Below are 23,117 nucleotides of genomic sequence, written 5' to 3' on the forward strand. Positions count from 1 at the left end.
TGGACGAGTTGTCTGTGCGGGCCGACATGCCCGGTTCCGTTCTCCACGCCTCGCGGCGCGGCGAATGATCACCGGATGAGGCCCAGCCCCAGGACGCGAACGGCGCCCCCGCGTCGAATGCGCGTCGTCATGAGGGAGATCAGCACAGCCGCAGCCGATCCTCGGCGGCTCCGCCATGGGCTTCATCGCCCCGGCGAGGCCGACACGCCCGTCCTCGGGTACCGGGAGGGAGCTGCGCGAATGTCCAGACGAGAGAGAGACAGGACGCCATGGCGGGACAGAAGATCCGCATTCGGCTCAAGTCGTACGACCACGAGGTGATCGACAGTTCGGCGCGCAAGATCGTCGACACGGTCAGCAGCGCCGGCGCGACGGTTGTGGGCCCGGTGCCGCTGCCGACCGAGAAGAACGTCTTCGTGGTCATCCGGTCGCCGCACAAGTACAAGGACTCCCGTGAGCACTTCGAGATGCGCACGCACAAGCGACTGATCGACATCGTCGATCCCACGCCCAAGGCCGTGGACTCGCTGATGCGCCTCGATCTGCCGGCGGACGTCAACATCGAGATCAAGCTCTGAGGTAGGTCGAGATGAGCAACGAACTGACAGGCCAGCGCGCCCGCGCCGTCGCCGGCGTCCTGGGCACGAAGCTCGGGATGACCCAGGTGTGGGACGAGAACGGCAAGCTCGTCCCCGTGACCGTCGTCCAGACGGGCTCGAACGTCGTGACCCAGGTCCGCTCCGTCGAGACCGACGGCTACGACGCCATCCAGATCGCCTTCGGGCAGATCGACCCCCGCAAGGTGACCAAGCCGCTGAAGGGCCACTTCGAGAAGGCCGGCGTGACCCCGCGCCGTCACCTCGCCGAGCTGCGCACCCTCGACGCCGCCGAGTACACCGTCGGCCAGGAGATCGATGCGTCGGTCTTCGCCGCCGGCCAGAAGGTCGACGTCGTCGGCACCACCAAGGGCAAGGGCACCGCCGGTGTCATGAAGCGTCACGGCTTCTCGGGCGTCGGCGCCTCCCACGGTGCGCACCGCAACCACCGCAAGGCCGGTTCGATCGGCGGCGCCTCCACCCCCGGACGCGTGTTCAAGGGCCTGCGCATGGCCGGCCGCATGGGCAACGTCCGCACCAGTGTCCAGAACCTGACCGTCCACGCGGTCGACGTCGAGAAGGGCCTCGTGCTCGTCAAGGGTGCCGTCCCCGGCCCCAAGGGCGGTCTCGTGCTGGTCCGCTCGGCTGCCAAGAGCCCCGTGAAGGAGGCCTGAGACCGATGGCAGAGAATCTGACCATTGACGTGCTCTCGCCGGCCGGTGAGAAGTCCGGCACGGCCGAGCTGCCCGCGTCGATCTTCGACGTGCAGACCAACATCCCGCTGATCCACCAGGTCGTCGTCGCCCAGCAGGCCGCTGCCCGCCAGGGCACGCACAAGGCGAAGAACCGTGGCGAGGTCTCCGGCGGCGGTCGCAAGCCCTACAAGCAGAAGGGCACCGGTCGCGCCCGCCAGGGCTCGACCCGCGCTCCGCAGTTCGCCGGCGGTGGCGTCGTGCACGGCCCGGTGCCGCGCGACTACTCCCAGCGCACCCCGAAGAAGATGAAGGCCGCCGCGCTGCGCGGTGCCCTCTCGGATCGGGCCCGCAACGGCCGCGTGCACGTCGTGTCCGCCCTCCTCGAGGGTGACGCCCCGTCCACCAAGGCCGCGCTGAAGACCCTGGCCGCCGTCTCCGACCGCAAGCACCTGCTGGTGGTCGTGCGTCGTGACGACGAGCTCGGTGCGCTCAGCTCGCGCAACCTGCCCACCGCGCACGTCCTGTACGCCGATCAGCTGAACACCTACGACGTCATGCTCTCCGACGACGTCGTGTTCACCTCCGGCGCGCTCGAGGACTTCGTGGCCCAGGCCACCCTGTCCCTGCCCACCTTCGGCACCGCGAAGGCTGCTCCGGCCGCCGCCCCGGCCGCCGAGGCCGCCCCCGCCGCGCAGGCGGCTCCCGCCGCCGAGGCCGCTCCGGCCGCTGCGGTCGAGGGTCCCTTCGGTGAGGGCTCCGCGTCCCCGCTGGCCGATGGCTCCGCCCCCGAGGGCTTCACCATCAAGGGCAACAAGGACTCGAAGAAGTACCACACCCAGGATTCCCCGTGGTACGGCCGCACCAAGGCCGAGGTCTGGTTCGCGACCCCGGAGGCCGCTGAGGCCGCCGGTTTCGTGCCCGCCGTCCGGGCATCCGCTGAGGAGGATTCGAAGTGACCTCGCTGAACAAGGACCCGCGCGACATCCTGCTCGCCCCGGTCGTCTCTGAGAAGAGCTACGGGCTGATGGACGAGGGCAAGTACACCTTCCTGGTGGACCCGCGCGCCAACAAGACCGAGATCAAGATCGCCGTCGAGAAGATCTTCGACGTCAAGGTGGCCTCGGTGAACACGATCAACCGCCAGGGCAAGACGCGCCGCACGCGCTTCGGGATGGGCAAGCGCAAGGACACCAAGCGCGCCATCGTGACCCTGACCGACGGAACCATCGACATCTTCGGAGGATCGGTCGCCTGAGGCGACTGATCACCGAAGAGCCGTAGAGAGTCTGAGGGAAACCCACCATGGGAATTCGTAAGCACAAGCCGACTACGCCGGGCCGTCGCGGCTCGAGCGTCGCCGACTTCGTCGAGATCACCCGTTCCACGCCGGAGAAGTCGCTGGTGCGCCCCCTGTCGAAGTCGGGCGGCCGCAACAACAACGGCCGTGTGACCTCCCGTCATCGCGGCGGTGGCCACAAGCGCGCGTACCGCGTGATCGACTTCCGTCGTCACGACAAGGACGGCGTGAACGCCAAGGTCGCGCACATCGAGTACGACCCGAACCGCACCGCGCGCATCGCGCTGCTGCACTACGCGGACGGCGAGAAGCGCTACATCCTCGCGCCGGCGAAGCTGCGTCAGGGCGACTGGATCGAGAACGGCCCCGAGGCCGACATCAAGCCCGGCAACAACCTGCCCCTGCGGAACATCCCGCTGGGTACGGTCATCCACGCGATCGAGCTCCGCCCCGGCGGCGGCGCGAAGATCGCCCGTTCCGCCGGCGCCTCCGTGCAGCTGGTCGCCAAGGAGGGCCGCTTCGCGCAGCTGCGCATGCCCTCCGGCGAGATCCGCAACGTGGACGCCCGCTGCCGCGCCACCATCGGCGAGGTCGGCAACGCCGAGCAGTCGAACATCAACTGGGGCAAGGCCGGCCGCATGCGCTGGAAGGGCAAGCGCCCGCACGTCCGCGGTGTCGTGATGAACCCGGTCGACCACCCGCACGGTGGTGGCGAGGGTCGCACCTCCGGTGGTCGTCACCCCGTGTCGCCCTGGGGCCAGCCGGAGGGCCGCACGCGCCGTCCGGGCAAGGAAAGCGACAAGCTCATCGTGCGCCGTCGTCGCACGGGCAAGAAGCGCTGATAGGGAGTCAGAAACATGCCACGCAGCATTTCCAAGGGCCCGTTCGTCGACGACCACCTTCAGAAGAAGGTGGACGTGCAGAACGAGAAGGGCACCAAGAACGTCATCAAGACCTGGTCGCGCCGTTCGGTCATCACCCCGGACTTCCTCGGCCACACCTTCGCAGTGCATGACGGTCGCAAGCACGTCACGGTGTTCGTCACCGAGTCGATGGTCGGCCACAAGCTCGGCGAGTTCGCCCCGACGCGGACTTTCAAGGGCCACGAGAAGGACGACAAGAAGGGCCGTCGTCGCTGACCCCGGTCAGCAGCGACTGCACTTCTCGAACTCGAAGAGAAAGCAGGAAGCAATGGAAGCCAAGGCGCAGGTGCGGTATCTCCGCATGACGCCCATGAAGGCCCGGCGCGTTGTCGACCTGATTCGTGGCAAGAGCACGGCCGAGGCCCTGGACACCCTGCGGTTCGCACCGCAGGCCGCCAGCGAGCCCGTCCTCAAGCTCGTCCAGTCCGCGATCGCCAACGCCCGTGTGAAGGCCGATCAGGCGGGGGAGCGGTTCGACGAGCGCGAGCTCGTCGTCTCCGCCGCGTACGTCGATGAGGGTCCGACCATGAAGCGGTTCCAGCCGCGTGCTCAGGGTCGTGCCTTCCAGATCAAGAAGCGCACCAGCCACGTCACCGTGGTGGTCGCTCCCGCGAACAAGTAAGGAGTCCCGAATGGGCCAGAAGGTCAATCCCAATGGGTTCCGCCTCGGGATCACCACGGAGCACACCAGCCGATGGTTCGCCGACTCCACCAAGGAGGGGCAGCGCTACCGCGACTACGTGAAGGAAGACGTCGCGATTCGCAAGCTCATGTCCGAGGGGCTCGAGCGCGCCGGCATCTCCAAGGTCGAGATCGAGCGAACCCGTGACCGCGTCCGCGTCGACCTGCACACCGCCCGCCCGGGCATCGTCATCGGGCGTCGTGGTGCGGAGGCCGAGCGTCTGCGCGGCGAGCTCGAGAAGCTCACCGGCAAGCAGATCCAGCTGAACATCCTCGAGGTCAAGAACCCCGAGGCCGATTCCCAGCTGGTGGCGCAGGGCATCGCCGAGCAGCTCGCTGCTCGTGTGTCCTTCCGTCGCGCCATGCGCAAGGGCATCCAGTCCGCGCAGCGCGCCGGTGCCAAGGGCATCCGCGTGGCGGTCTCCGGCCGCCTCGGCGGCGCCGAGATGAGCCGCAGCGAGTTCTACCGCGAGGGCCGTGTGCCGCTGCACACGCTCCGCGCGAACATCGACTACGGCTTCTACGAGGCCCGCACCCCCTTCGGCCGCATCGGCGTGAAGGTGTGGATCTACAAGGGCGACGTCACCGCCAAGGAGCTCGCGGCCCAGGCCGCGACGCAGGCCCCCCGCTCCGGCGGACGCGGCCCGCGTGCCGAGCGTCCCCGTGGTCGTCGCAACGAGCGCAACGCCGCCGCGCGTCAGGGCGCCGAGTCTGCCCCGCAGACCTCCGCCCCTGCCGAGCAGGCGTCCGCGCCCGCTGAGTCCGGAACGGAGGCCTGAGCGACATGCTGATCCCGCGCAGGACCAAGCATCGCAAGCAGCACCACCCCACCCGCAGCGGCATGGCCAAGGGTGGCACCGAGCTGGCGTTCGGCGACTACGGCATCCAGGCGCTCGCGCCGGCCTACGTCACCAACCGTCAGATCGAGGCCGCTCGTATCGCCATGACGCGCTACATGAAGCGTGGCGGCAAGGTGTTCATCAACATCTACCCCGATCGTCCGCTCACCAAGAAGCCTGCCGAGGTCCGCATGGGCTCCGGTAAGGGTTCGGTCGAGTGGTGGATCGCCAACATCAAGCCCGGCCGCGTCATGTTCGAGGTCGCGGGCGTCCCGGAGGATGTGGCTCGGGAGGCTCTCCGCCTCGCGATCCACAAGCTCCCCATGAAGTGCCGCATTCTGAGCCGAGAGGGTGGTGACATCTGATGGCAGCGACCAAGCTCACCGCTGAAGCGCTCGACAAGCTCGACGACGCCAAGCTGGCCGACGAGCTGGCGAAGGCCAAGGACGAGCTGTTCAAGCTTCGTTTCCAGTCCGCCACCGGGCAGCTCGAGAGCACCGGACGACTGCGGTCCGTCAAGAAGGACATCGCGCGGATCTACACGATCCTGCGCGAGCGCGAGCTGGGGATCCGTCAGGCTCCCGGCTCCGCCGAGTGACCGCGAAGCGAGGAACTGAGAAACCATGAACGAGAACTCCACCGAGGGCCTCGCCAAGGAGGGCACGCACGCCTCCTCGCACGAGCGTCCGTACCGCAAGACCCTGAACGGGTTCGTCGTCTCCGACAAGATGGACAAGACCATCGTCGTCGAGGTCGAGGAGCGCGTGAAGCACGCTCTGTACGGCAAGGTCATGAAGAAGACGCAGAAGTTCAAGGCCCATGACGAGGAGAACGTCGCCGGCATCGGCGACCGCGTCCTCATCATGGAGACCCGACCGCTGTCCGCCTCCAAGCGGTGGCGCCTGGTCGAGGTCGTCGAGAAGGCCAAGTGATCGGACGGTCCTCGTGACCGCACCCGATGCATGAGACGGGCCGGATCCCTTCGGGGGTCCGGCCCGTCTCGTCGTCCCCGGCGGCCGCGGGCCCTCCCTGCGTGCCCGCCGGGGCGACGGACCCGGACGGCCGGATCGATCAGGCGGCGGTGAGGGCGACCAGCAGGGCGCCGGCGTAGGCGTCCTCCGCGCTGGGGGCGCTGACCTCCTGCTGCGCACCGTCGGGGCCCGCCCGGAAGCGCACGGTGTGATGGCCGTCCTCGCGCAGCTCGAGGCTCCGGAACGCGGGGCCGAGCGCCTCGCGCAGCTGCTCCTCGCGGGGGATCCAGATCGCCTCGTGCTGCTCGATGGAGTCCAGCGCCCACTCGGTGGTGCCGTTGAACTTGAAGATCCGTTCGCCGTGCCGGCCCAGGCCCCGTTCGATCACCATGGAGGACAGCATGAAGGCGTCGTCCCGCAGCAGCTCGGTGTCGACGGCGAACAGGTCGCCGTCGGAGGGCTCCCACGTGAGCCCGGCATCTCGGAGTCGTCGTGCGACGTCGATGTCGATCATCCGTCGAGTGTAGGAGGCGCGAGAGCGCCGTGGGGCGGCGGGAATCCCAGGCGGCGCGCCGACGGAGGGGACGCCGGGGGAGCGGGCACGCGCCCGCCGGGAGGAGAGGGTGCCCCGGGACGCGGCGGGGAGGCCGCTCCGGCAGCGGCTGCCAGAATTCTGGGCCGATGGCTATTCTGGGCCGATGGCGAGGCGAGAGCCGGAGATCCGCGGAGCGGCGATCCGCACGGCGGGGCGGCTCGGAGCGCGAGGGCCGCGGCGTCCGGCGGAGTCCGCGGCCGCGGCGGTCGCGTCGGTGGCGCTCGCTGCGGGCGCCGTGGGATGCGCCGGCTCGGGGGACCCGGCGGGGGAGTCGGGCCTGACCTGGATCACGATGCCGGCCACGGGGATGGGCGATTCCGCGCTCGTCGAGGGGACGATCGCGGAGCAGGACGGCTGCATGGTGCTGGATCACGGAGGCTCCCGATCCCATCTCATCTTCGAGGTCACCGATCCCCGGCCGGAGACCTACGCCGTGGGCGACGCCGTCCGGCTCGGCGGCTCCGGCTCCGGGAAGGCGTCCGCGGGCCTGGACATGCCCGAGGCCTGCGACGGCGCGACGTCGTACTGGTACGTCGCCCCCGGCGCCTAGACCCGAGGGGCCACCCCTCGGGCCGGTGCCCTCCGCAGCGCTCGGGGCCGGACCCTCGGGCCTCCGCGAGGCCCTACCCCATCGGGAGGGGCCGAGGGAACCGGGATCGGCAGGATTCGGTCGTTCATGAGCAAGGACACATGTCCCTCCCGGCACCCGCCCTATCGCCTGCCGCCCGCCTCCCGTATGCTGGAACGGTTGCGATGTCGTGACGCGTCGTGCCCATCGGCCGCGGACCCCGGTCCGCGGCGGGCATATCGTGCCACGGCTCTCGCGGACGGCAGCGTCCATCCCCCGACGGAGACCTCGCACCGCCCGTGCTGCACCGGCCATCCGGCCGATGCTGCGGCGTGTGCCTGAGTCCGCCGGAGGGTTTTTTGATGCCCGAGGCCGACCGCACCGACCACCGCCCCGCCGGGGCGGGTGCCGGGCAACGGTCCACCATCCGTTCCGCCAGGCTCGCACCGCCCATTAACGCCGGTGAGAGAACCGGCGAGACGACAGGAGTACGGAGTGATTCAGCAGGAGTCGCGACTCAAGGTCGCCGACAACACGGGTGCCAAGGAGATCCTCTGCATCCGCGTTCTCGGTGGCTCCGGTCGCCGTTACGCCAGCATCGGCGACACCATCGTGGCCACCGTCAAGGACGCGATCCCCGGTGGCAACGTCAAGAAGGGCGATGTGGTCAAGGCCGTCGTCGTCCGCGTCAGCAAGGAGCGCCGTCGTGCCGACGGTTCCTACATCCGCTTCGACGAGAACGCAGCGGTGATCCTCAAGAACGACGGCGAGCCTCGCGGCACGCGCATCTTCGGCCCCGTGGGCCGCGAGCTGCGTGACAAGCGGTTCATGAAGATCGTCTCGCTCGCCCCGGAGGTGATCTGATCATGTCGAAGATCAAGATCAAGAAGGGTGACCTGGTCCAGGTCATCACCGGTCGCACCAGCGACGAGGACAAGGCCGCCAAGCGCGGCCTGAAGGCGGGCGACAAGGGCAAGCAGGGCAAGGTCCTGCAGGTCTTCCCCGAGAGCCAGCGCGTGCTGGTCGAGGGCGTCAACCGCCGCACCCACCACCTGAAGCCGACGCAGGCCGGCGGCGCCGGTGGCATCGAGCAGCGCGAGGCCCCGATCCACGTCTCGAACGTGGCGCTGGTCGACCCGGAGGACAACAAGCCCACCAAGGTCGGCTACCGCGTGGAGACCGTGGAGCTCGAGAACGGCCGCACCAAGCAGGTGCGCGTCCGCTTCGCCAAGCGTTCCGGGAAGGACATCTGATGACCGAGACCGCCACCCAGGCGCCCACCCCGCGTCTGAAGACCACCTACCGCGAGACGATCAAGGGCCAGCTCACCGAGCAGTTCGGCTACGAGAACGTCATGCTCGTCCCGGGCCTGACGAAGATCGTCGTGAACATGGGCGTCGGCGACGCCGCGCGCGACTCCAAGGTCATCGACGGCGCGATCCGCGATCTCGCCCAGATCACCGGCCAGAAGCCGCAGGTCACCAAGGCCCGCAAGTCCATCGCCCAGTTCAAGCTGCGTGAGGGCATGCCGATCGGCGCGCACGTCACGCTGCGCGGCGACCGCATGTGGGAGTTCCTGGACCGTCTGCTCTCGACCGCGCTTCCGCGCATCCGCGACTTCCGCGGACTGTCGCCCAAGCACTTCGACGGCAACGGCAACTACACCTTCGGTCTCACGGAGCAGGTCATGTTCCACGAGATCGACCAGGACAAGATCGACCGGGTCCGCGGTATGGACATCACGGTCGTGACCACGGCGAAGACCGACGACGAGGGACGCGCGCTGCTCAAGCTGCTCGGCTTCCCCTTCAAGGAGAACTGACATGGCAAAGACCGCCCTGATCAAGAAGCAGGAGCGCAAGCCCAAGTTCGCGGTGCGCGCCTACACCCGGTGCCAGCGGTGCGGCCGTCCGCACTCGGTGTATCGCAAGTTCGGGCTGTGCCGCGTGTGCCTGAGGGAGATGGCTCACCGCGGTGAGCTCCCCGGCGTCACGAAGAGCAGCTGGTAAGGACTATCACCATAGGTCCCGAGCCGCACGTCGGTGAAGGAAACCAGGTGAGGAAGAAGCTACAGACATGACCATGACCGACCCGATCGCGGACATGCTCACGCGGATCCGGAACGCCTCCGGGGCGTACCACGAGACCGCGTCCATGCCGTATTCGAAGTTGAAGAGCCGAATCGCGGACATCCTCAAGGCCGAGGGCTACATCCTCGGCTGGCACGAGGAGGAGGCCGAGGTCGGCAAGACCCTCGTCCTCGAGCTGAAGTACGGCCAGAGCCGCGAGCGCGCCATCTCCGGCATCCGCCGCATCTCGAAGCCCGGCCTTCGCGTGTACGCCAAGTCCACCAATCTGCCCAAGGTCCTCGGCGGCCTGGGCGTGGCGATCCTGTCCACGTCCAGCGGTCTCCTGACCGACAAGCAGGCAGCCAAGAAGGGTGTGGGTGGGGAAGTCCTCGCCTACATCTGGTGAGCGGAAGAGGAGAGGCGAAATGTCCCGCATCGGACGCCTGCCGGTCGCAGTGCCGGCCTCTGTCCAGAACGTCAAGATCGAGGACCGCACGGTCACGGTCAGCGGCCCCAAGGGCGAGCTGACCCACCAGGTCCCCGAGCCCCTCACCGTCGAGCGTGCGGAGGACGGCTCCATCGTCGTCTCCCGTCCCGACGAGGAGCGCCGCAACAAGGCCCTGCACGGCCTAACGCGCACGCTCATCAACAACATCGTCCTCGGGGTCACCGAGGGCTACACGAAGAAGCTGGAGATCGTCGGCACCGGGTACCGCGTGACGGCGAAGGGTACGGACCTCGAGTTCGCCCTCGGCTTCTCCCACCCCGTCGTGGTGAAGGCGCCCCAGGGCATCACCTTCGCGGTCGAGACCCCCACCAAGTTCTCGGTGAGCGGCATCGACAAGCAGCTGGTGGGCGAGGTCGCGGCCAACATCCGCAAGCTGCGCAAGCCGGAGCCCTACAAGGGCAAGGGCGTGCGCTACGCGGACGAGACGGTCCTGCGCAAGGCCGGAAAGGCTGGTAAGTGATCATGGGTTACGCACTCAAGCACACCAAGGGTCGCGTCGGCAGCAAGCTGCGTGCTCGCGGCCGTCGTCACCTGCGCGTGCGTCGTCGTGTGGTCGGCACCCCGGCGCGTCCGCGCCTGGTCGTCACCCGCTCGCAGCGCCACGTGTTCGTCCAGGTCGTCGATGACTCCCAGGGCGTCACGCTGGCCTCGGCCTCCACCATGGAGGCGGACCTGCGCGCCGCGTCCGCCACGAAGTCGGACAAGGCCCGCACTGTCGGCACCCTGGTCGCCGAGCGCGCCAAGGCCGCCGGCATCGAGGCCGTCGTCTTCGACCGCGGCGGCAACAAGTACCACGGCCGCGTGGCCGCCGTCGCCGACGGCGCCCGCGAAGCCGGCCTGGCACTGTGACCGCCCTCCGGAACCAGGACGAGAAGAGGATCTGAACATGGCTGCACAGCAGCGAAGCAACGGTCCCGCGGCCACCGGCCGACGGGGCGAGAACAGCAGCAGCACCGAGGAGCGCAGCGGCGGCGGTCGCGAGCGCGGCGGGCGTCGTGGCGAGGGCCGCGGCGGCCGCAACCAGGAAGCGGAGAAGTCCGCCTTCCTCGAGCGCGTGGTGAACATCAACCGCGTGTCGAAGGTCGTCAAGGGCGGCCGCCGCTTCAGCTTCACGGCCCTCGTGGTCGTGGGCGACGGCGACGGCACCGTCGGTGTCGGCTACGGCAAGGCCAAGGAGGTCCCGGCTGCGATCTCCAAGGGTGTCGAGGAGGCGAAGAAGAACTTCTTCCGCGTCCCGCGCATCCAGGGCACCGTCGTGCACCCCGTCCAGGGTGAGGATGCGGCGGGCGTCGTCCTGCTGCGTCCGGCCGCTCCGGGTACCGGTGTGATCGCCGGCGGTCCGGTCCGCGCCGTGCTCGAGTGCGCCGGAGTGCACGACGTGCTCTCCAAGTCGCTCGGCTCGACCAACTCCATCAACATCGTGCGTGCGACCATCGCGGCGCTCAAGCAGCTGGAGGAGCCGGAGGCCGTGGCCGCCCGTCGTGGCCTCCCGGTCGAGGACGTCGTCCCCGCCGCCCTGCTGCGTGCGCAGGCCGCCGGTCGTGCCGCCGCTCGTGCCGAGAAGGTGGGTGCGTGATGCAGCTGAAGGTGACCCAGGTCCGTTCCACCATCGGTGGGACTGAGCCCCAGCGTGCGACCCTGCGCGGCCTCGGCCTCAAGCGCATCGGCGACGTGGTGGTGAAGGAGGACCGTCCCGAGATCCGCGGCATGATCCGCGCCGTCACCCACCTGGTGACGGTCGAAGAGGTGGACTGAATCCCATGACTGAGAACAATTCCCAGAGCCCCCTGAAGCTCCACGAGCTGCGCCCCGCGCCCGGTTCCAAGACCGCGCGCACCCGCGTCGGCCGTGGTGAGGCATCCAAGGGCAAGACCGCGGGCCGTGGTACCAAGGGCACCAAGGCGCGCTACCAGGTGAAGGCCGGCTTCGAGGGCGGCCAGATGCCGCTGCACATGCGCCTGCCCAAGCTGCGCGGCTTCACCAACCCGTTCCGCGTCGAGTACCAGGTCGTGAACCTGGCGACCCTGCAGGAGCTGTTCCCCGAGGGCGGCACCGTCACAGTCGAGGAGCTCGTCGCCAAGGGCGCCGTGCGCAAGAACCAGCCCGTCAAGGTGCTGGGCACCGGCGACGTGAGCGTCAAGCTCGACGTCACGGCGCAGAAGTTCTCGGCCTCGGCCGAGGCGAAGATCACCGCGGCGGGCGGGTCCGTCACCACCGCGTGAGTGTCTTTTGACGGGGCACCGCGGCGCAGAATAGCCTGTGCCGCGGTGCCCCTTCGTCATGGTCGGGGCCGGTCAGCGCCGCCGCACGCGCGCGACACCGGTGCCCCACAGCTGGACCGGTCACACTGACCTTTCGTCCGCCATCGGACCCCAGGAGGGACTTAGCCAGTGAACGCGTTCATCAGAGCGTTCCGCACCCCGGAGCTCCGGGCGAAGATCTTCTTCACCCTCGGCCTTCTCGCCGTCTACCGGCTCGGCGTCTTCATCCCGACCCCCGGCTTCGACTACACGAACGTCATGATCTGCGCGGAGCCGACGCTCTCGGGCGGCACCAGCGTGCTGGGCATGGTGAACGTCTTCTCGGGCGGGGCCCTGCTGCAGCTGTCGATCTTCTCGCTCGGCGTGATGCCCTACATCACCGCCTCCATCATCGTGCAGCTGCTGCGCGTGGTGATCCCGCGGTTCGAGGCCCTCCACAAGGAAGGGCAGTCGGGCACCGCCAAGCTCACGCAGTACACCCGGTACCTCACCATCGGCCTGGCGATCCTGCAGGCCACCACCATCATCACGCTCGTGCGCTCGGGCAACTTCTTCGTCGGCTGCGCCCTCGAGGTGATCCCCGACCAGTCCATCCCGGTCCTGCTGCTCATGGTGATGACCATGACCGTCGGCACCGTGATCATCATGTGGATGGGCGAGCTCATCACCGAGCGCGGCATCGGCAACGGCATGTCCCTGCTGATCTTCACCTCGATCGCGGCCTCGTTCCCCAGCGCCCTGGGCCAGATCTTCCAGCTGCAGGGCTGGATGATCTTCTCCCTCGTGGTGCTGGTGGCCCTCGTGGTCATGGTCGGCATGGTGTTCGTCGAGCAGGCGCAGCGCCGCATCCCGGTGCAGTACGCCAAGCGCATGGTGGGCCGCCGCATGTACGGCGGCACCTCCACGTACATCCCGGTGAAGATCAACCAGGCCGGCGTGATCCCCGTGATCTTCGCTTCCTCGATCCTCGCCCTGCCGCAGCTGGCCACCTCCTTCGCCGACGACCAGGCCGCCCCGTGGGTGCAGTGGGTGAACACGCACCTGGTGATGGGGGCGTCGTTCTCCTGGATCTACGCGCTGGTGTACGTCGGCCTCATCATCTTCTTCGCGTTCTTCTACGTCTCGATCACCTTCAACGCGGAGGAGATCGCCGACAACATGAAGAAGTACGGGGGATTCGTCCCCGGCGTGCGCGCGGGCCGCCCCACGGAGCGCTACCTGCAGTACGTCATCAACCGCATCCAGACGCCCGGCGCGATCTACCTCGCGGTGATCTCGCTGATCCCGCTGTTCGCCCTCGTGTTCCTCGGGGCCTCGCAGAACTTCCCGCTGGGCGGCGCGTCCCTGCTGATCATCATCGGCGTCGGCCTCGACACCGTGAAGCAGATCGATGCGAAGCTCCAGCAGCACCACTACGAAGGGATCCTGCGATGACCACCCCCACCTCCTCCGCCCCGGCGCGCCGGCTGCTGATCGTCGGCCCTCCCGGCGCCGGCAAGGGCACCCAGGCGGAGCGCATCGCCGCGGCCCTGTCGATCCCCGCGATCTCCACCGGCGACATCTTCCGCGCCAACGTCTCCCAGGAGACCGAGCTCGGCGTGCTCGCGAAGTCGTACATGGACAAGGGCGAGTACGTCCCCGACTCCGTCACCAACGACATGGTCCGCGACCGGCTCGCACAGGACGACGCCCAGGGCGGCTTCCTGCTGGACGGCTACCCGCGCACCCTGGACCAGGTCGGCGCGCTGGACGCGATCCTCGCGGACGCCGGGCAGTCCCTGGACGCCGTGCTGCTGCTCGAGGTCGATCTCGAGGCCGTCGTGGAGCGCCTGGTCGCCCGCGGCGCCGAGCAGGGGCGCAGCGACGACACCGAGGAGACGATCCGTCGTCGCATCGAGGTGTACTCCGAGCAGACCGCCCCGCTGATCGCCGTGTACGAGGAGCGCTCGCTGCTGCGGCGCGTGGACGGCATGGCATCGATCGACGAGGTCACCGCGGCGCTGCTGGCGGAGCTCGGCGCCTGATGGCCCTGCGCGGCCGCCCGAAGGTCGAGCTGAAGACCCCGGAGCAGATCTCGATCATGCGCCGCAGCGGAGCGCTGCTCGCCCGCGTGCACGACATGCTCGCCGCCGAGCTGCGGCCGGGCATGACCACGGCGGATCTCGACCGGCTGGCCGAGGCGATGATCCGCGACGAGGGCGCGACGCCGAACTTCCTGGGGTACCAGGGCTTCCCCGCGACGCTGTGCATCAGCGTCAACGAGGAGGTCGTCCACGGGATCCCGGGATCCCGGGTGATCGAGGAGGGCGACGTCGTCTCCATCGACGGCGGCTGCATCGTCGAGGGCTGGCACTCCGACGCCGCCCGCACCCACATCGTGGGCGCGCCGCGCTCGGAGGCCGACGTCCGCCTGGTCGAAGTCACCCGCGGGGCCCTCGGGGCAGGCATCGCCGCCCTCGCGGGAGCCCGGCGCGTGGGCGAGATCGGCGCCGCGATCGAGGACCATGTCGAGGCGGCGGCGGGCGAGGAGCTCTCCCATCTCGAGGACTTCGGCGGGCACGGCATCGGCACCGCCATGCACCAGCCGCCCGACGTCATGAACTACCGCACCCGCGACCGCGGACCGGCCGTGCGCGCCGGCATGTGCCTGGCGATCGAGCCGATGCTGATCCAGGGCCCCGGCGACTGGCGGATGCTCGAGGACGACTGGACGGTCGTGGCCACCGGCGGCGGCCGGGCCGCGCACTGGGAGCATTCCGTGGCCGTGACCGAGCAGGGGATCCTCGTGCTCACCGCGGCCGATGCCGGGGCCGCGCAGCTCGCCGAGCTCGGCGTGCGCATCGCCCCCGACCCGCTGCAGGAGTGACCGGGGTCATCCGCTCCTGCTCTCGGCCTTCCGGCCGGTCACGTGTAGGATGGTCGATCGGGTGTGCTCCGTCCTGTCTGCGCGTGTGAAGCGTCCGGGCTGCTGGGTGCCACCCCGGCGCGTTCCCCAGACCCCCCGGAGATCCCGGGGGAGCAGGACCGCGCTCGGAGACGAAGCGACCCCGCCCCGCGAGGCACGGGCGAGGAGATCGGAGAGGCATGGCCAAGAAGGACGGCGTGATCGAGGTCGAGGGCACGGTCACGGAGGCGCTCGCGAACGCGCGCTTCCGCGTCGAGCTGGACAACGGGCACAAGGTGCTGGCGCACATCTCCGGGAAGATGCGGCAGCACTACATCCGCATCCTCCCCGAGGACCGGGTGGTCGTCGAGCTGAGCCCCTACGACCTCGACAAGGGCCGCATCGTATACCGCTACAAGTGATCGACGCCGCCCGGCGGTGAAGATCGGGGGCGCCCAGCGGGCGTCCTCCCTCTCGTGAGAAGGAAGAAATGAAGGTCAAGCCGAGCGTCAAGCCGATCTGCGACAAGTGCAAGGTGATCCGTCGCCACTCGCGCGTCATGGTCATCTGCTCCAACCCGCGTCACAAGCAGCGCCAGGGCTGATCGGGTCCCCCGACCCGGTCGCCCCTGCGTCATCCGTCGCCACGGCGACACGGCCCCCGGGCCACCCGTCCGCATCGCGGACACACAACAGAAGAGACGACACCGCCGATCGGCCCCGCCGATCGGACACCCGCAGTGCGGAGGCTGCGGCGCGGCGGATCCCCGGATCCGTGGAACGCGAGGAGTCGGATCAGGCCTCCGAGAACAAGTAGGAGAACTGCACTATGGCACGTCTGGTGGGCGTCGACCTCCCGCGCGAAAAGCGCCTCGAGGTCGCCCTGACGTACATCTTCGGCGTGGGTCGCACCCGCGCCCTCGAGACCCTGGCATCGACCGGGATCTCGGGCGACAAGCGCGTGCGCGAGCTGACCGACGAGGAACTCGTCCAGCTGCGCGACCACATCGAGGCGAACTACCGGATCGAGGGCGATCTTCGCCGCGAGGTCGCCGCGGACATCCGCCGCAAGGTCGAGATCGGCAGCTACGAGGGCCTGCGTCACCGCCGCGGCCTGCCCGTGCGCGGCCAGCGGACCAAGACGAACGCGCGTACCCGCAAGGGCCCCAAGCGCACCGTCGCCGGCAAGAAGAAGGCGCGCTGACGCGCTCCCCGTGCCGCGCGAGAGGCGTCCGCGCCGTATCGCAGTCACTCCGCGCCGCTGAGCACGGCGCACCGATCATCTGAACTTTTCCGAGGAGTTCCGCCACATGGCAACCAAGACTCGCCAGTCCGCGACGCGCAAGCCGCGCCGCAAGGACAAGAAGAACGTCGTCAACGGACAGGCTCACATCAAGAGCACGTTCAACAACACCATCGTCTCCATCACCGACCCGACGGGCGCCGTCATCTCCTGGGCCTCCGCCGGCCAGGTGGGCTTCAAGGGCTCGCGCAAGTCCACGCCCTACGCCGCGCAGATGGCCGCCGAGGCCGCTGCCCGCCGCGCGCAGGAGCACGGCATGAAGAAGGTCGACGTGTTCGTCAAGGGCCCGGGCTCGGGTCGCGAGACCGCGATCCGCTCGCTCACCGCGACGGGCCTCGAGGTCGGCTCCATCCAGGACGTCACCCCGCAGCCGCACAACGGCACCCGTCCCCCGAAGCGTCGGCGCGTCTGAGGCCGTCCCGGGACCCGGGCCGCTGCGGCGGACCGGCCCCGGCACGTCTCGACCCCACCCCTCTTGAGCCCCCTCCAGAGCGTCATATGGCGGACGCTCGCAGAAAGGACACATCGTGCTCATTGCACAGCGCCCCACGCTGACCGAAGAGGTCGTGTCGGAGTACCGCTCCCGGTTCGTCATCGAGCCGCTCGAGCCCGGGTTCGGCTACACGCTGGGTAACTCCCTGCGCCGCACCCTCCTGTCCTCCATCCCCGGCGCCGCGGTCACCTCGATCCGCATCGACGGCGTGCTGCACGAGTTCAGCACCGTCCCCGGGGTCCGCGAGGACGTCACCGAGATCATCCTCAACATCAAGAACCTCGTCGTCTCCTCGGAGAACGACGAGCCGGTCGTGATGTACCTCCGCAAGGAGGGCGAGGGCAAGGTGACCGCCGCGGACATCACCCCGCCGGCGGGCGTCGAGGTCCACAACCCCGACCTGCACATCGCCACCCTGAACGACAAGGGCCGGCTCGAGATCGAGCTGATCGTCGAGCGCGGGCGCGGCTACGTGTCCGCCGCGCAGAACAAGGGCATCGACGGGGAGATCGGGCGCGTCCCGGTCGACTCGATCTACTCGCCCGTGCTCAAGGTGACCTACAAGGTCGAGGCGACCCGTGTCGAGCAGCGCACCGACTTCGACCGTCTGATCGTGGACGTCGAGACCAAGCCGGCGATCTCCCCGCGCGACGCCGTCGCCTCCGCGGGCAAGACGCTGGTCGAGCTGTTCGGCCTGGCGCACGAGCTGAACGAGGAGGCCGAGGGCATCGACATCGGCCCCTCGCCCACGGACCAGGCGATGGCCGCGGATCTGGCGCTGCCGATCAACGACCTCAACCTCACCGTGCGCTCGTACAACTGCCTCATGCGCGAGGGCGTCCACACCGTCGGCGAGCTGACTGCGCGCAGCGAGGCGGACCTGCTGGACATCCGCAACTTCGGGCAGAAGTCCATCGACGAGGTCAAGGCGAAGCTGGCCGACCTCGGACTGTCGCTGAAGGATTCCCCGGCCGGGTTCGACCCGTCGGCCGCTCTGGACTCCTACTCCGACGACTTCGGCGATCAGTACTGACATTTCTTGAACTAGGAGAACGACAATGCCTGCACCCACCAAGGGCGCGCGCCTGGGAGGTTCCCCCGCCCACGAGCGGATGATCCTCGCGAACCTCGCCACCGAGCTGTTCCGTCACAAGTCCATCACCACGACGGAGACCAAGGCCAAGCGCCTGCGTCCCCTCGCGGAGCGCCTGGTCACCCAGGCCAAGAAGGGCGACCTCGCCTCGCGCCGCCGTGTCATGCGCACGGTCCGCGACCGCGGCGTGGTCCACGCCCTCTTCGAGGAGATCGCCCCGACGTTCTCCGAGCGTCCGGGCGGCTACACCCGCATCACCAAGGTCGGCCCCCGCAAGGGCGACAACGCCCCGATGGCCGTCATCGAGCTGGTCAGCGAGGCGTACTCGCCGAAGCAGGCCGTGGTGAAGGAGGCCGAGGGCGCCGCCAAGGTGGCCGCCAAGGCCGAGGAGTCCGAGGCCGCCGCCGAGGAGACCACCACCGAGGACACCGCCGCCGAGGCGACCGAGGCTGCCGCCGAGGAGACCCCCGCGGAGGATTCCGAGAAGGCCTGACCCCTTCGAGGAGAACGCCGAAAGGGCCACCGGAAGAGATTCCGGTGGCCCTTTCGCGTACAGTGACCCCTGACGGCGTGCGGCCCGGAGCCGCCCCGGCGTCTTCCCCATTTCTCGCCTCCGGAGATCCTGCCATGACCGATGCACGCTTCCCCCGTCCGTCGATGCACCGCTCCCGGGGCCCCGCCGCGCCCTCGCCGCACGGCGCCCGCGGGCCCGTCCTCAGCCGGCGCGGTCTGCTGGCCGCCTCCGCCGCCGTCGTCCCGGCGGCGACCATCGGTCTCGCCGCCCCGGCCGCCGTGGCCGATCCGGAGGTGACCGGAGGCCGCACCCGCCGGCGCCGGGTCCCCCTGGCCGATGCGGAGCGCCGCACCGCGGACGGCGCGGTGATCCGCCGGGTCTCCGACGCCCCGGCGACGATGGTCGGCCTGACCTGGGACGCGGACGATGCGGCCGGAGCGGACGTCGCCGCCCGCGTGCGCGGCCGCTCCGTCGGGGGCGGCTGGGGGGACTGGCACGACCTCGAGCCGGCCATCGACCCCGACACCGGGGACGAGGCTCCCGGGACGGAGATCGCCTGGCTGGGCCCCGTCGACGCGCTCGAGTTCCGCGCCGAGTTCGACGGCTCCGACGCCACCGCCGCGATGACCGCCCATGTCCTCACGACCTCCGAGGCCAGCACGGACAGCTCCATGCGGCCCGACGCCGAGGACGCCGTGGCGACCCTGTCGAGCACCCGCGCCACCACCGCCTCGACCCTCTCCAGCACCGACCCGACCACCCCGCTGCTGATGGGCGCCCCGGCGATCATCCGCCGCGCCACCTGGGGCGCGGACGAGACGCTCACCCGCGCGACCACCGGCCACGACGAGATGCGCTCCGTGGTCGTCCACCACACGGCCGGCACGAACTCGTACACCAGGACGCAGTCCGCGCAGATCCTGCGCGGCATCCTCGAGTACCACACCCAGACGCTGGGCTGGGCCGATGTCGGCTACAACATCCTCATCGACAAGTACGGCCAGATCTTCGAGGGCCGGGCCGGAGGCCTGCACCGGGTCGTCGAGGGCGCCCACGCGCGCGGCTACAACTCCCGCACCGCCGGCATCAGCGTGATGGGGGACTACTCCAGCACCGCCGTGCCCTCGGCCGTCGTCTCCGCCGTCGGCCGGATCGCCGGATGGAAGCTGCTGGGCTCCTTCCTCGACGACGCCCACGGCAGCGCCCGCTTCACCGTCACGGCCTCGAACGTCGTCCATGCCACGGGCAGCACCGTGTCGCTCCCGCGCATCTTCGCCCACCGCGACGTGAACTACACCGACTGCCCCGGCGACCGGCTGTATGCGCAGCTCGACGCCATCCGGGACATCGCGCAGACCACCATCGACGAGGGCTGGCGCACCCACCTGGACGCCTACCGGGCCGCCGGCGGCTCCTCGGAGCTGGGCACCGTCTACCAGATCGCCCACTGGGAAGGGGACACCTGGGTGACCCGCCTGACCGGCGGCCTGGTCCTGTCCGAGGGCGAGGAGCCCGCGACGGCCTATGCGACGCCCTTCGTGCGGTCCTGGGCCCCGTCCTGGGGACGGCCCACGGGCGATGCGGTCGCCGGGTCCTCCGGGGCCGTGTCCCAGCGCTTCGAGGGCGGCACGGCCTCGCGGTCCTCGGAGGACGCCGAGGTCGTGTTCACGCCGAGCACCACCACCGGCCCCGAGGAGTACGAGGTCTACGGCGCGATCCGCAACACCTGGCTCGAGGGCGGCGGGGCGGACGTGCTGGGGGCGCCGACCGGACCGGAGCGCTCGGTCGCCGGGGGCCGCCAGCAACCCTTCGCGCACTGCCTGATCTCCTGGAAGGACGGCGTGGGGGCGTTCGTCACCCGCGGCGCCATCGGCACCCGCTGGATCGCCACCGGCGGCGCGGCCGGGAAGCTCGGCTTCCCGCGCGTGAACGAGCGGGACATCAGCGGCGGGGCCACCCAGGTCTTCGAGCACGGCGACATCCACTACAGCCCGGCCACCGGCGCCCACGCCACCGGGGGAGCGATCGGCGCCTACTGGGCGCGCACCCGCTGGGAGGCCGGACCGCTCGGCTTCCCCGCCGGTGAGGAGGTCGCGGTGACCGGCGGCGTCGAGCAGCGCTTCCAGGGCGGCACCGTGCACTGGAACTCCCGCACGGGAGCCATCACCGTCCGCTGAGGCGGGGCGCCTCGGGGCGCCTCGGGCACTTCTCCGGTGCCGCCCGGCGTCGCCCTCGAGCCCCCATCGATCGGACGCCGCCCGGCGTCGCCCTCGAGCCCCCATCGATCGGACGCCGCCCGGCGTCGCCCTCGAGCCTCCATCGATCGGAGTGAGCCCGTCGCTTCCCGCCGAGGAAGCGACGGGTTCACTCCGATCGATGCGATAACGACGGATTCACTCCGATCGTTTCCGGCCGGAACCGGCGTGGACGGGCGGGGTCAGCCGAAGTGCTTCGGGAGCGTCGCCTCGCGCAGCGTGCGCAGCTCGGCGACGGGGAATGCGCCGACGCCCTGGATCTCCAGCTCCGCGCCGGTGGTCACGCCGATGCGGGCCAGCGGGAACTTCCGCGCCGTGCACATGTCGGTGAAGCGGACCTCCTCGCTGCGGGGCACGCCGACGATCGCGCGGGCCTGGGACTCCGAGAACAGCGCCGTGAACAGGTCCACGCCGTCGCGCTGGAGGACGTCGTCCAGGACGATCCGGGCGCCCGTGCCGAAGCGGGTCACGGACTCGACCAGGGCCTGGGCGAGACCGCCCTGGGAGAGGTCGTGCGCGGAGTCGACCATGCCGTCGCGGGAGGCGGCGATGAGGATCTCCGCGAGCTCCCGCTCGGCGGCGAGGTCCACCTGCGGGGGCAGGCCGCCGAGGTGGGAGTGGGCGACGTCGGCCCAGGCGGAGCCGGAGAGCTCTTCGCGGGTCGTGCCGAGCAGGAAGATCGCCAGGCCCTCGTCCTGCCAGCCCGACGGGGTGCGGCGGGCGACGTCGTCGAACACGCCGAGCACGCCGACCACGGGGGTCGGGTGGATCGCGGAGTCGATGCGGCCGGGCTCGCCGGTGGAGTTGTAGAGGGAGACGTTGCCGCCGGTGACGGGCACGCCCAGCTCCTGGCAGGCATCGGCGAGACCGTGGATCGCCTCGACCAGCTGCCACATCGGGCCCGGATCCTCCGGGGAGCCGAAGTTGAGGCAGTCGGTCACCGCGAGCGGCACCGCGCCGGAGGTGGCGACGTTGCGGTACGCCTCGGCCAGGGCCAGCTGCGCGCCGGTGCGGGGGTCGAGCTTGGTGTACCGGCCGTTGGCGTCGGTGGCCAGGGCGACGCCGCGGCCGGTCTCCTCGTCCACGCGGATCACGCCGGCGTCATCGGGCATGGCCAGCGCCGTGTTCCCGCCGACGTAGCGGTCGTACTGATCGGTGACCCAGCCGGCGGAGGCCAGGTTGGGCGAGGCGATGAGGGTGCGCAGGGTCTGGGCGATGTCCTCGGGGGAGGAGGGGCGCGCCAGCTCCTCCGCGCGGTCGGCCTGGAGGGCGTCCTGCCAAGCGGGACGGGCGAAGGGGCGGTCGTAGACCGGCCCGTCGACGGCGACCGTGGAGGGGTCCACGTCCACGATGCGGCGCCCGAAGTGGTCGATGGTCAGGCGGCCGTCGCCGGTGACCGTGCCGATCACGGCGGCCTCGACGTCCCACTTGGCGGTGATCGCCTCGAACTCGGCCAGCTTCTCGGGGCTGACCACGGCCATCATGCGCTCCTGCGACTCGCTCATGAGGATCTCGCCGGCGGTGAGGGTGGGGTCGCGCAGCAGCACGTTCTCGAGGTCGATGTGCATGCCCGAGCCGCCGTTGGCGGCCAGCTCGCTGGTCGCGCAGGAGATGCCGGCGGCGCCGAGGTCCTGGATGCCCTCGACGGTGCCTGCGGCGTACAGCTCGAGGCAGCACTCGATGAGGACCTTCTCCATGAAGGGGTCGCCCACCTGGACGCTGGGGCGCTTGACGGGCCCGCCCTCCTCGAAGGTCTCCGAGGCGAGGATCGAGGCTCCGCCGATGCCGTCGCCGCCGGTGCGGGCGCCGAAAAGGACCACCTTGTTGCCCGGTCCGGTGGCGGAGGCGAGGTGGATGTCCTCGTGGCGCAGGACGCCCACGCACAGGGCGTTGACCAGCGGGTTGGTCTGGTAGGAGGCGTCGAAGACGGTCTCCCCGCCGATGTTGGGCAGGCCCAGCGAGTTGCCGTAGCCGCCCACGCCGGCCACCACGCCGTGCACGACGCGCGCGGTGTCGGGGGCGTCGATCGCGCCGAAGCGCAGCTGGTCCATCACGGCGACGGGCCGTGCGCCCATGGAGATGATGTCGCGGACGATGCCGCCCACGCCGGTCGCGGCCCCCTGGTAGGGCTCGACGTAGCTGGGGTGGTTGTGCGACTCGACCTTGAAGGTCACCGCCCAGCCGTCGCCGATGTCCACGACGCCGGCGTTCTCGCCCATGCCCACCAGGAGCTTCTCGCGCATCTGCTCGGTGGTGCGCTCCCCGAACACCCGCAGGTGCTTCTTGGAGGACTTGTAGGAGCAGTGCTCGGACCACATCACCGAGTACATGGCGAGCTCGGCGTTGGTGGGGCGGCGTCCCAGGATCTCGCGGATCTGCTGGTACTCGTCGTCCTTCAGGCCCAGCTCCGCGTACGGCTGCTGCTGGTCGGGGGTGCCTGCGGCATGCTCGACGGTGTCGACGTCGCCGGCGGTCGCCTGCGGGGAGGCGGTGGGCACGCGGGGATCAGATCCGGTCATCGGTACGCTCGGTCCATTCACGCTGGGGCTGGGTCGGGGCCAGTCTATTCGGCC

At 69.9% G+C, this 23,117-nt stretch carries 34 protein-coding genes; 32 read left to right on the top strand and 2 right to left on the bottom strand.

What is annotated here, in order from left to right; all coding sequences use genetic code 11:
* Positions 1-269 precede the first annotated feature (269 nt).
* The 11 genes from rpsJ to rpsQ are packed head-to-tail and all read left to right on the top strand — an operon-like array spanning position 270 to position 5,963.
* On the top strand, positions 270-578 hold the full coding sequence (gene rpsJ, locus BF93_RS06195) for a 30S ribosomal protein S10 (protein WP_038371325.1): 309 nt from the start codon (positions 270-272) through the stop codon (positions 576-578).
* Positions 579-589: 11 nt separating this feature from the next.
* The gene (gene rplC, locus BF93_RS06200) at positions 590-1,270 is read left to right on the top strand and encodes a 50S ribosomal protein L3 (protein ID WP_038371326.1); all 681 of its coding nucleotides are present in this window, start codon (positions 590-592) and stop codon (positions 1,268-1,270) included.
* A 5-nt stretch (positions 1,271-1,275) separates the two neighbouring features.
* Positions 1,276-2,247 (top strand): 50S ribosomal protein L4, sunset domain variant, encoded by a 972-nt coding sequence (rplD, locus tag BF93_RS06205; RefSeq protein ID WP_038371328.1) that lies wholly within the window; start codon positions 1,276-1,278, stop codon positions 2,245-2,247.
* On the top strand, positions 2,244-2,546 hold the full coding sequence (gene rplW / locus BF93_RS06210; RefSeq protein ID WP_038371330.1) for a 50S ribosomal protein L23: 303 nt from the start codon (positions 2,244-2,246) through the stop codon (positions 2,544-2,546). The genes rplD and rplW overlap by 4 nt, the downstream gene beginning before the upstream one ends.
* 47 nt (positions 2,547-2,593) lie before the next feature.
* Positions 2,594-3,430 (top strand): 50S ribosomal protein L2, encoded by an 837-nt coding sequence (gene rplB / locus BF93_RS06215; RefSeq protein ID WP_038371332.1) that lies wholly within the window; start codon positions 2,594-2,596, stop codon positions 3,428-3,430.
* 15 nt (positions 3,431-3,445) lie between these two features.
* Positions 3,446-3,727 (top strand): 30S ribosomal protein S19, encoded by a 282-nt coding sequence (gene rpsS / locus BF93_RS06220; protein WP_038371333.1) that lies wholly within the window; start codon positions 3,446-3,448, stop codon positions 3,725-3,727.
* Between the two features lie 52 nt (positions 3,728-3,779).
* On the top strand, positions 3,780-4,133 hold the full coding sequence (gene rplV / locus BF93_RS06225) for a 50S ribosomal protein L22 (RefSeq protein WP_038371335.1): 354 nt from the start codon (positions 3,780-3,782) through the stop codon (positions 4,131-4,133).
* A 10-nt stretch (positions 4,134-4,143) separates the two neighbouring features.
* Positions 4,144-4,971, top strand: a complete 828-nt coding sequence (gene rpsC / locus BF93_RS06230) for a 30S ribosomal protein S3 (RefSeq protein ID WP_038371337.1) — start codon at positions 4,144-4,146, stop codon at positions 4,969-4,971.
* A 5-nt stretch (positions 4,972-4,976) separates the two neighbouring features.
* A complete protein-coding gene (gene rplP, locus BF93_RS06235) occupies positions 4,977-5,396 on the top strand; it encodes a 50S ribosomal protein L16 (RefSeq protein WP_038371338.1) in 420 nt (139 codons plus the stop codon).
* Positions 5,396-5,629 carry a 50S ribosomal protein L29 gene (rpmC, locus tag BF93_RS06240; RefSeq protein WP_038371339.1) on the top strand — a complete coding sequence of 78 codons (234 nt, stop codon included), beginning with the start codon at positions 5,396-5,398 and terminating at the stop codon, positions 5,627-5,629. The genes rplP and rpmC overlap by 1 nt, the downstream gene beginning before the upstream one ends.
* Positions 5,630-5,654: 25 nt before the next feature.
* The gene (rpsQ, locus tag BF93_RS06245; protein WP_038371340.1) at positions 5,655-5,963 is read left to right on the top strand and encodes a 30S ribosomal protein S17; all 309 of its coding nucleotides are present in this window, start codon (positions 5,655-5,657) and stop codon (positions 5,961-5,963) included.
* Between the two features lie 139 nt (positions 5,964-6,102).
* Here the strand turns inward: rpsQ and BF93_RS06250 are convergent, their stop codons facing one another.
* Positions 6,103-6,516, bottom strand: coding sequence for a hypothetical protein (locus BF93_RS06250; protein WP_038371341.1), 414 nt, complete (start codon positions 6,514-6,516; stop codon positions 6,103-6,105).
* A 184-nt stretch (positions 6,517-6,700) separates the two neighbouring features.
* On the opposite strand from BF93_RS06250, the gene BF93_RS19525 reads away from it, so the two are divergent.
* The 21 genes from BF93_RS19525 (at position 6,701) to BF93_RS18880 (ending at position 20,466) form a co-directional block, all read left to right on the top strand.
* Positions 6,701-7,147 (top strand): hypothetical protein, encoded by a 447-nt coding sequence (locus BF93_RS19525; RefSeq protein WP_156954061.1) that lies wholly within the window; start codon positions 6,701-6,703, stop codon positions 7,145-7,147.
* A gap of 513 nt (positions 7,148-7,660) precedes the next feature.
* Positions 7,661-8,029: a 50S ribosomal protein L14 gene (gene rplN, locus BF93_RS06265; protein WP_038371345.1), complete on the top strand. Its 369-nt coding sequence runs from the start codon at positions 7,661-7,663 to the stop codon at positions 8,027-8,029.
* Positions 8,030-8,031: 2 nt separating this feature from the next.
* Positions 8,032-8,418 carry a 50S ribosomal protein L24 gene (gene rplX, locus BF93_RS06270; RefSeq protein ID WP_038371346.1) on the top strand — a complete coding sequence of 129 codons (387 nt, stop codon included), beginning with the start codon at positions 8,032-8,034 and terminating at the stop codon, positions 8,416-8,418.
* The gene (gene rplE / locus BF93_RS06275; RefSeq protein WP_038371348.1) at positions 8,418-8,987 is read left to right on the top strand and encodes a 50S ribosomal protein L5; all 570 of its coding nucleotides are present in this window, start codon (positions 8,418-8,420) and stop codon (positions 8,985-8,987) included. Before rplX ends, rplE begins: the two co-directional genes overlap by 1 nt.
* Before the next feature lies 1 nt (position 8,988).
* Positions 8,989-9,174 (top strand): type Z 30S ribosomal protein S14, encoded by a 186-nt coding sequence (locus BF93_RS06280; RefSeq protein WP_038371350.1) that lies wholly within the window; start codon positions 8,989-8,991, stop codon positions 9,172-9,174.
* Positions 9,175-9,241: 67 nt separating this feature from the next.
* Positions 9,242-9,640 (top strand): 30S ribosomal protein S8, encoded by a 399-nt coding sequence (rpsH, locus tag BF93_RS06285; protein ID WP_038371352.1) that lies wholly within the window; start codon positions 9,242-9,244, stop codon positions 9,638-9,640.
* Between the two features lie 19 nt (positions 9,641-9,659).
* Entirely contained in the window at positions 9,660-10,202 is a 543-nt protein-coding gene (rplF, locus tag BF93_RS06290) for a 50S ribosomal protein L6 (RefSeq protein ID WP_038371353.1), read from the top strand.
* 2 nt (positions 10,203-10,204) lie between these two features.
* Positions 10,205-10,591: a 50S ribosomal protein L18 gene (rplR, locus tag BF93_RS06295; RefSeq protein WP_038371488.1), complete on the top strand. Its 387-nt coding sequence runs from the start codon at positions 10,205-10,207 to the stop codon at positions 10,589-10,591.
* Between the two features lie 37 nt (positions 10,592-10,628).
* A complete protein-coding gene (gene rpsE / locus BF93_RS06300) occupies positions 10,629-11,318 on the top strand; it encodes a 30S ribosomal protein S5 (protein ID WP_038371354.1) in 690 nt (229 codons plus the stop codon).
* A complete protein-coding gene (gene rpmD / locus BF93_RS06305; protein ID WP_038371355.1) occupies positions 11,315-11,497 on the top strand; it encodes a 50S ribosomal protein L30 in 183 nt (60 codons plus the stop codon). The genes rpsE and rpmD overlap by 4 nt, the downstream gene beginning before the upstream one ends.
* A gap of 5 nt (positions 11,498-11,502) precedes the next feature.
* Positions 11,503-11,964 carry a 50S ribosomal protein L15 gene (gene rplO, locus BF93_RS06310; RefSeq protein ID WP_038371356.1) on the top strand — a complete coding sequence of 154 codons (462 nt, stop codon included), beginning with the start codon at positions 11,503-11,505 and terminating at the stop codon, positions 11,962-11,964.
* A 168-nt stretch (positions 11,965-12,132) separates the two neighbouring features.
* Positions 12,133-13,437, top strand: coding sequence for a preprotein translocase subunit SecY (gene secY / locus BF93_RS06315; RefSeq protein ID WP_038371357.1), 1,305 nt, complete (start codon positions 12,133-12,135; stop codon positions 13,435-13,437).
* Positions 13,434-14,027: an adenylate kinase gene (locus BF93_RS06320; RefSeq protein ID WP_038371358.1), complete on the top strand. Its 594-nt coding sequence runs from the start codon at positions 13,434-13,436 to the stop codon at positions 14,025-14,027. Before secY ends, BF93_RS06320 begins: the two co-directional genes overlap by 4 nt.
* The gene (gene map / locus BF93_RS06325) at positions 14,027-14,869 is read left to right on the top strand and encodes a type I methionyl aminopeptidase (protein WP_038371359.1); all 843 of its coding nucleotides are present in this window, start codon (positions 14,027-14,029) and stop codon (positions 14,867-14,869) included. The genes BF93_RS06320 and map overlap by 1 nt, the downstream gene beginning before the upstream one ends.
* A gap of 218 nt (positions 14,870-15,087) precedes the next feature.
* Positions 15,088-15,309 carry a translation initiation factor IF-1 gene (gene infA / locus BF93_RS06330; protein WP_038371360.1) on the top strand — a complete coding sequence of 74 codons (222 nt, stop codon included), beginning with the start codon at positions 15,088-15,090 and terminating at the stop codon, positions 15,307-15,309.
* Between the two features lie 68 nt (positions 15,310-15,377).
* Complete coding sequence (gene rpmJ / locus BF93_RS06335) at positions 15,378-15,491, top strand: 50S ribosomal protein L36 (RefSeq protein WP_038371361.1); 114 nt, start codon at positions 15,378-15,380, stop codon at positions 15,489-15,491.
* Between the two features lie 224 nt (positions 15,492-15,715).
* Positions 15,716-16,090: a 30S ribosomal protein S13 gene (rpsM, locus tag BF93_RS06340; RefSeq protein WP_038371363.1), complete on the top strand. Its 375-nt coding sequence runs from the start codon at positions 15,716-15,718 to the stop codon at positions 16,088-16,090.
* Positions 16,091-16,196: 106 nt separating this feature from the next.
* Complete coding sequence (gene rpsK, locus BF93_RS06345; protein WP_038371364.1) at positions 16,197-16,601, top strand: 30S ribosomal protein S11; 405 nt, start codon at positions 16,197-16,199, stop codon at positions 16,599-16,601.
* 115 nt (positions 16,602-16,716) lie between these two features.
* On the top strand, positions 16,717-17,715 hold the full coding sequence (locus BF93_RS06350) for a DNA-directed RNA polymerase subunit alpha (protein ID WP_038371365.1): 999 nt from the start codon (positions 16,717-16,719) through the stop codon (positions 17,713-17,715).
* A gap of 25 nt (positions 17,716-17,740) precedes the next feature.
* Positions 17,741-18,268 (top strand): 50S ribosomal protein L17, encoded by a 528-nt coding sequence (gene rplQ / locus BF93_RS06355; protein WP_038371367.1) that lies wholly within the window; start codon positions 17,741-17,743, stop codon positions 18,266-18,268.
* A 134-nt stretch (positions 18,269-18,402) separates the two neighbouring features.
* The gene (locus BF93_RS18880) at positions 18,403-20,466 is read left to right on the top strand and encodes an N-acetylmuramoyl-L-alanine amidase (protein ID WP_051486611.1); all 2,064 of its coding nucleotides are present in this window, start codon (positions 18,403-18,405) and stop codon (positions 20,464-20,466) included.
* Between the two features lie 260 nt (positions 20,467-20,726).
* Here BF93_RS18880 and purL read toward each other — a convergent pair whose 3' ends face one another.
* Entirely contained in the window at positions 20,727-23,063 is a 2,337-nt protein-coding gene (gene purL / locus BF93_RS06365) for a phosphoribosylformylglycinamidine synthase subunit PurL (RefSeq protein WP_038371369.1), read from the bottom strand.
* Between the last annotated feature and the right edge of the window lie 54 nt (positions 23,064-23,117).

The sequence above is a fragment of the Brachybacterium phenoliresistens genome, assembly GCF_000576425.1.
In the GTDB taxonomy this organism is placed as follows: domain Bacteria; phylum Actinomycetota; class Actinomycetes; order Actinomycetales; family Dermabacteraceae; genus Brachybacterium; species Brachybacterium phenoliresistens.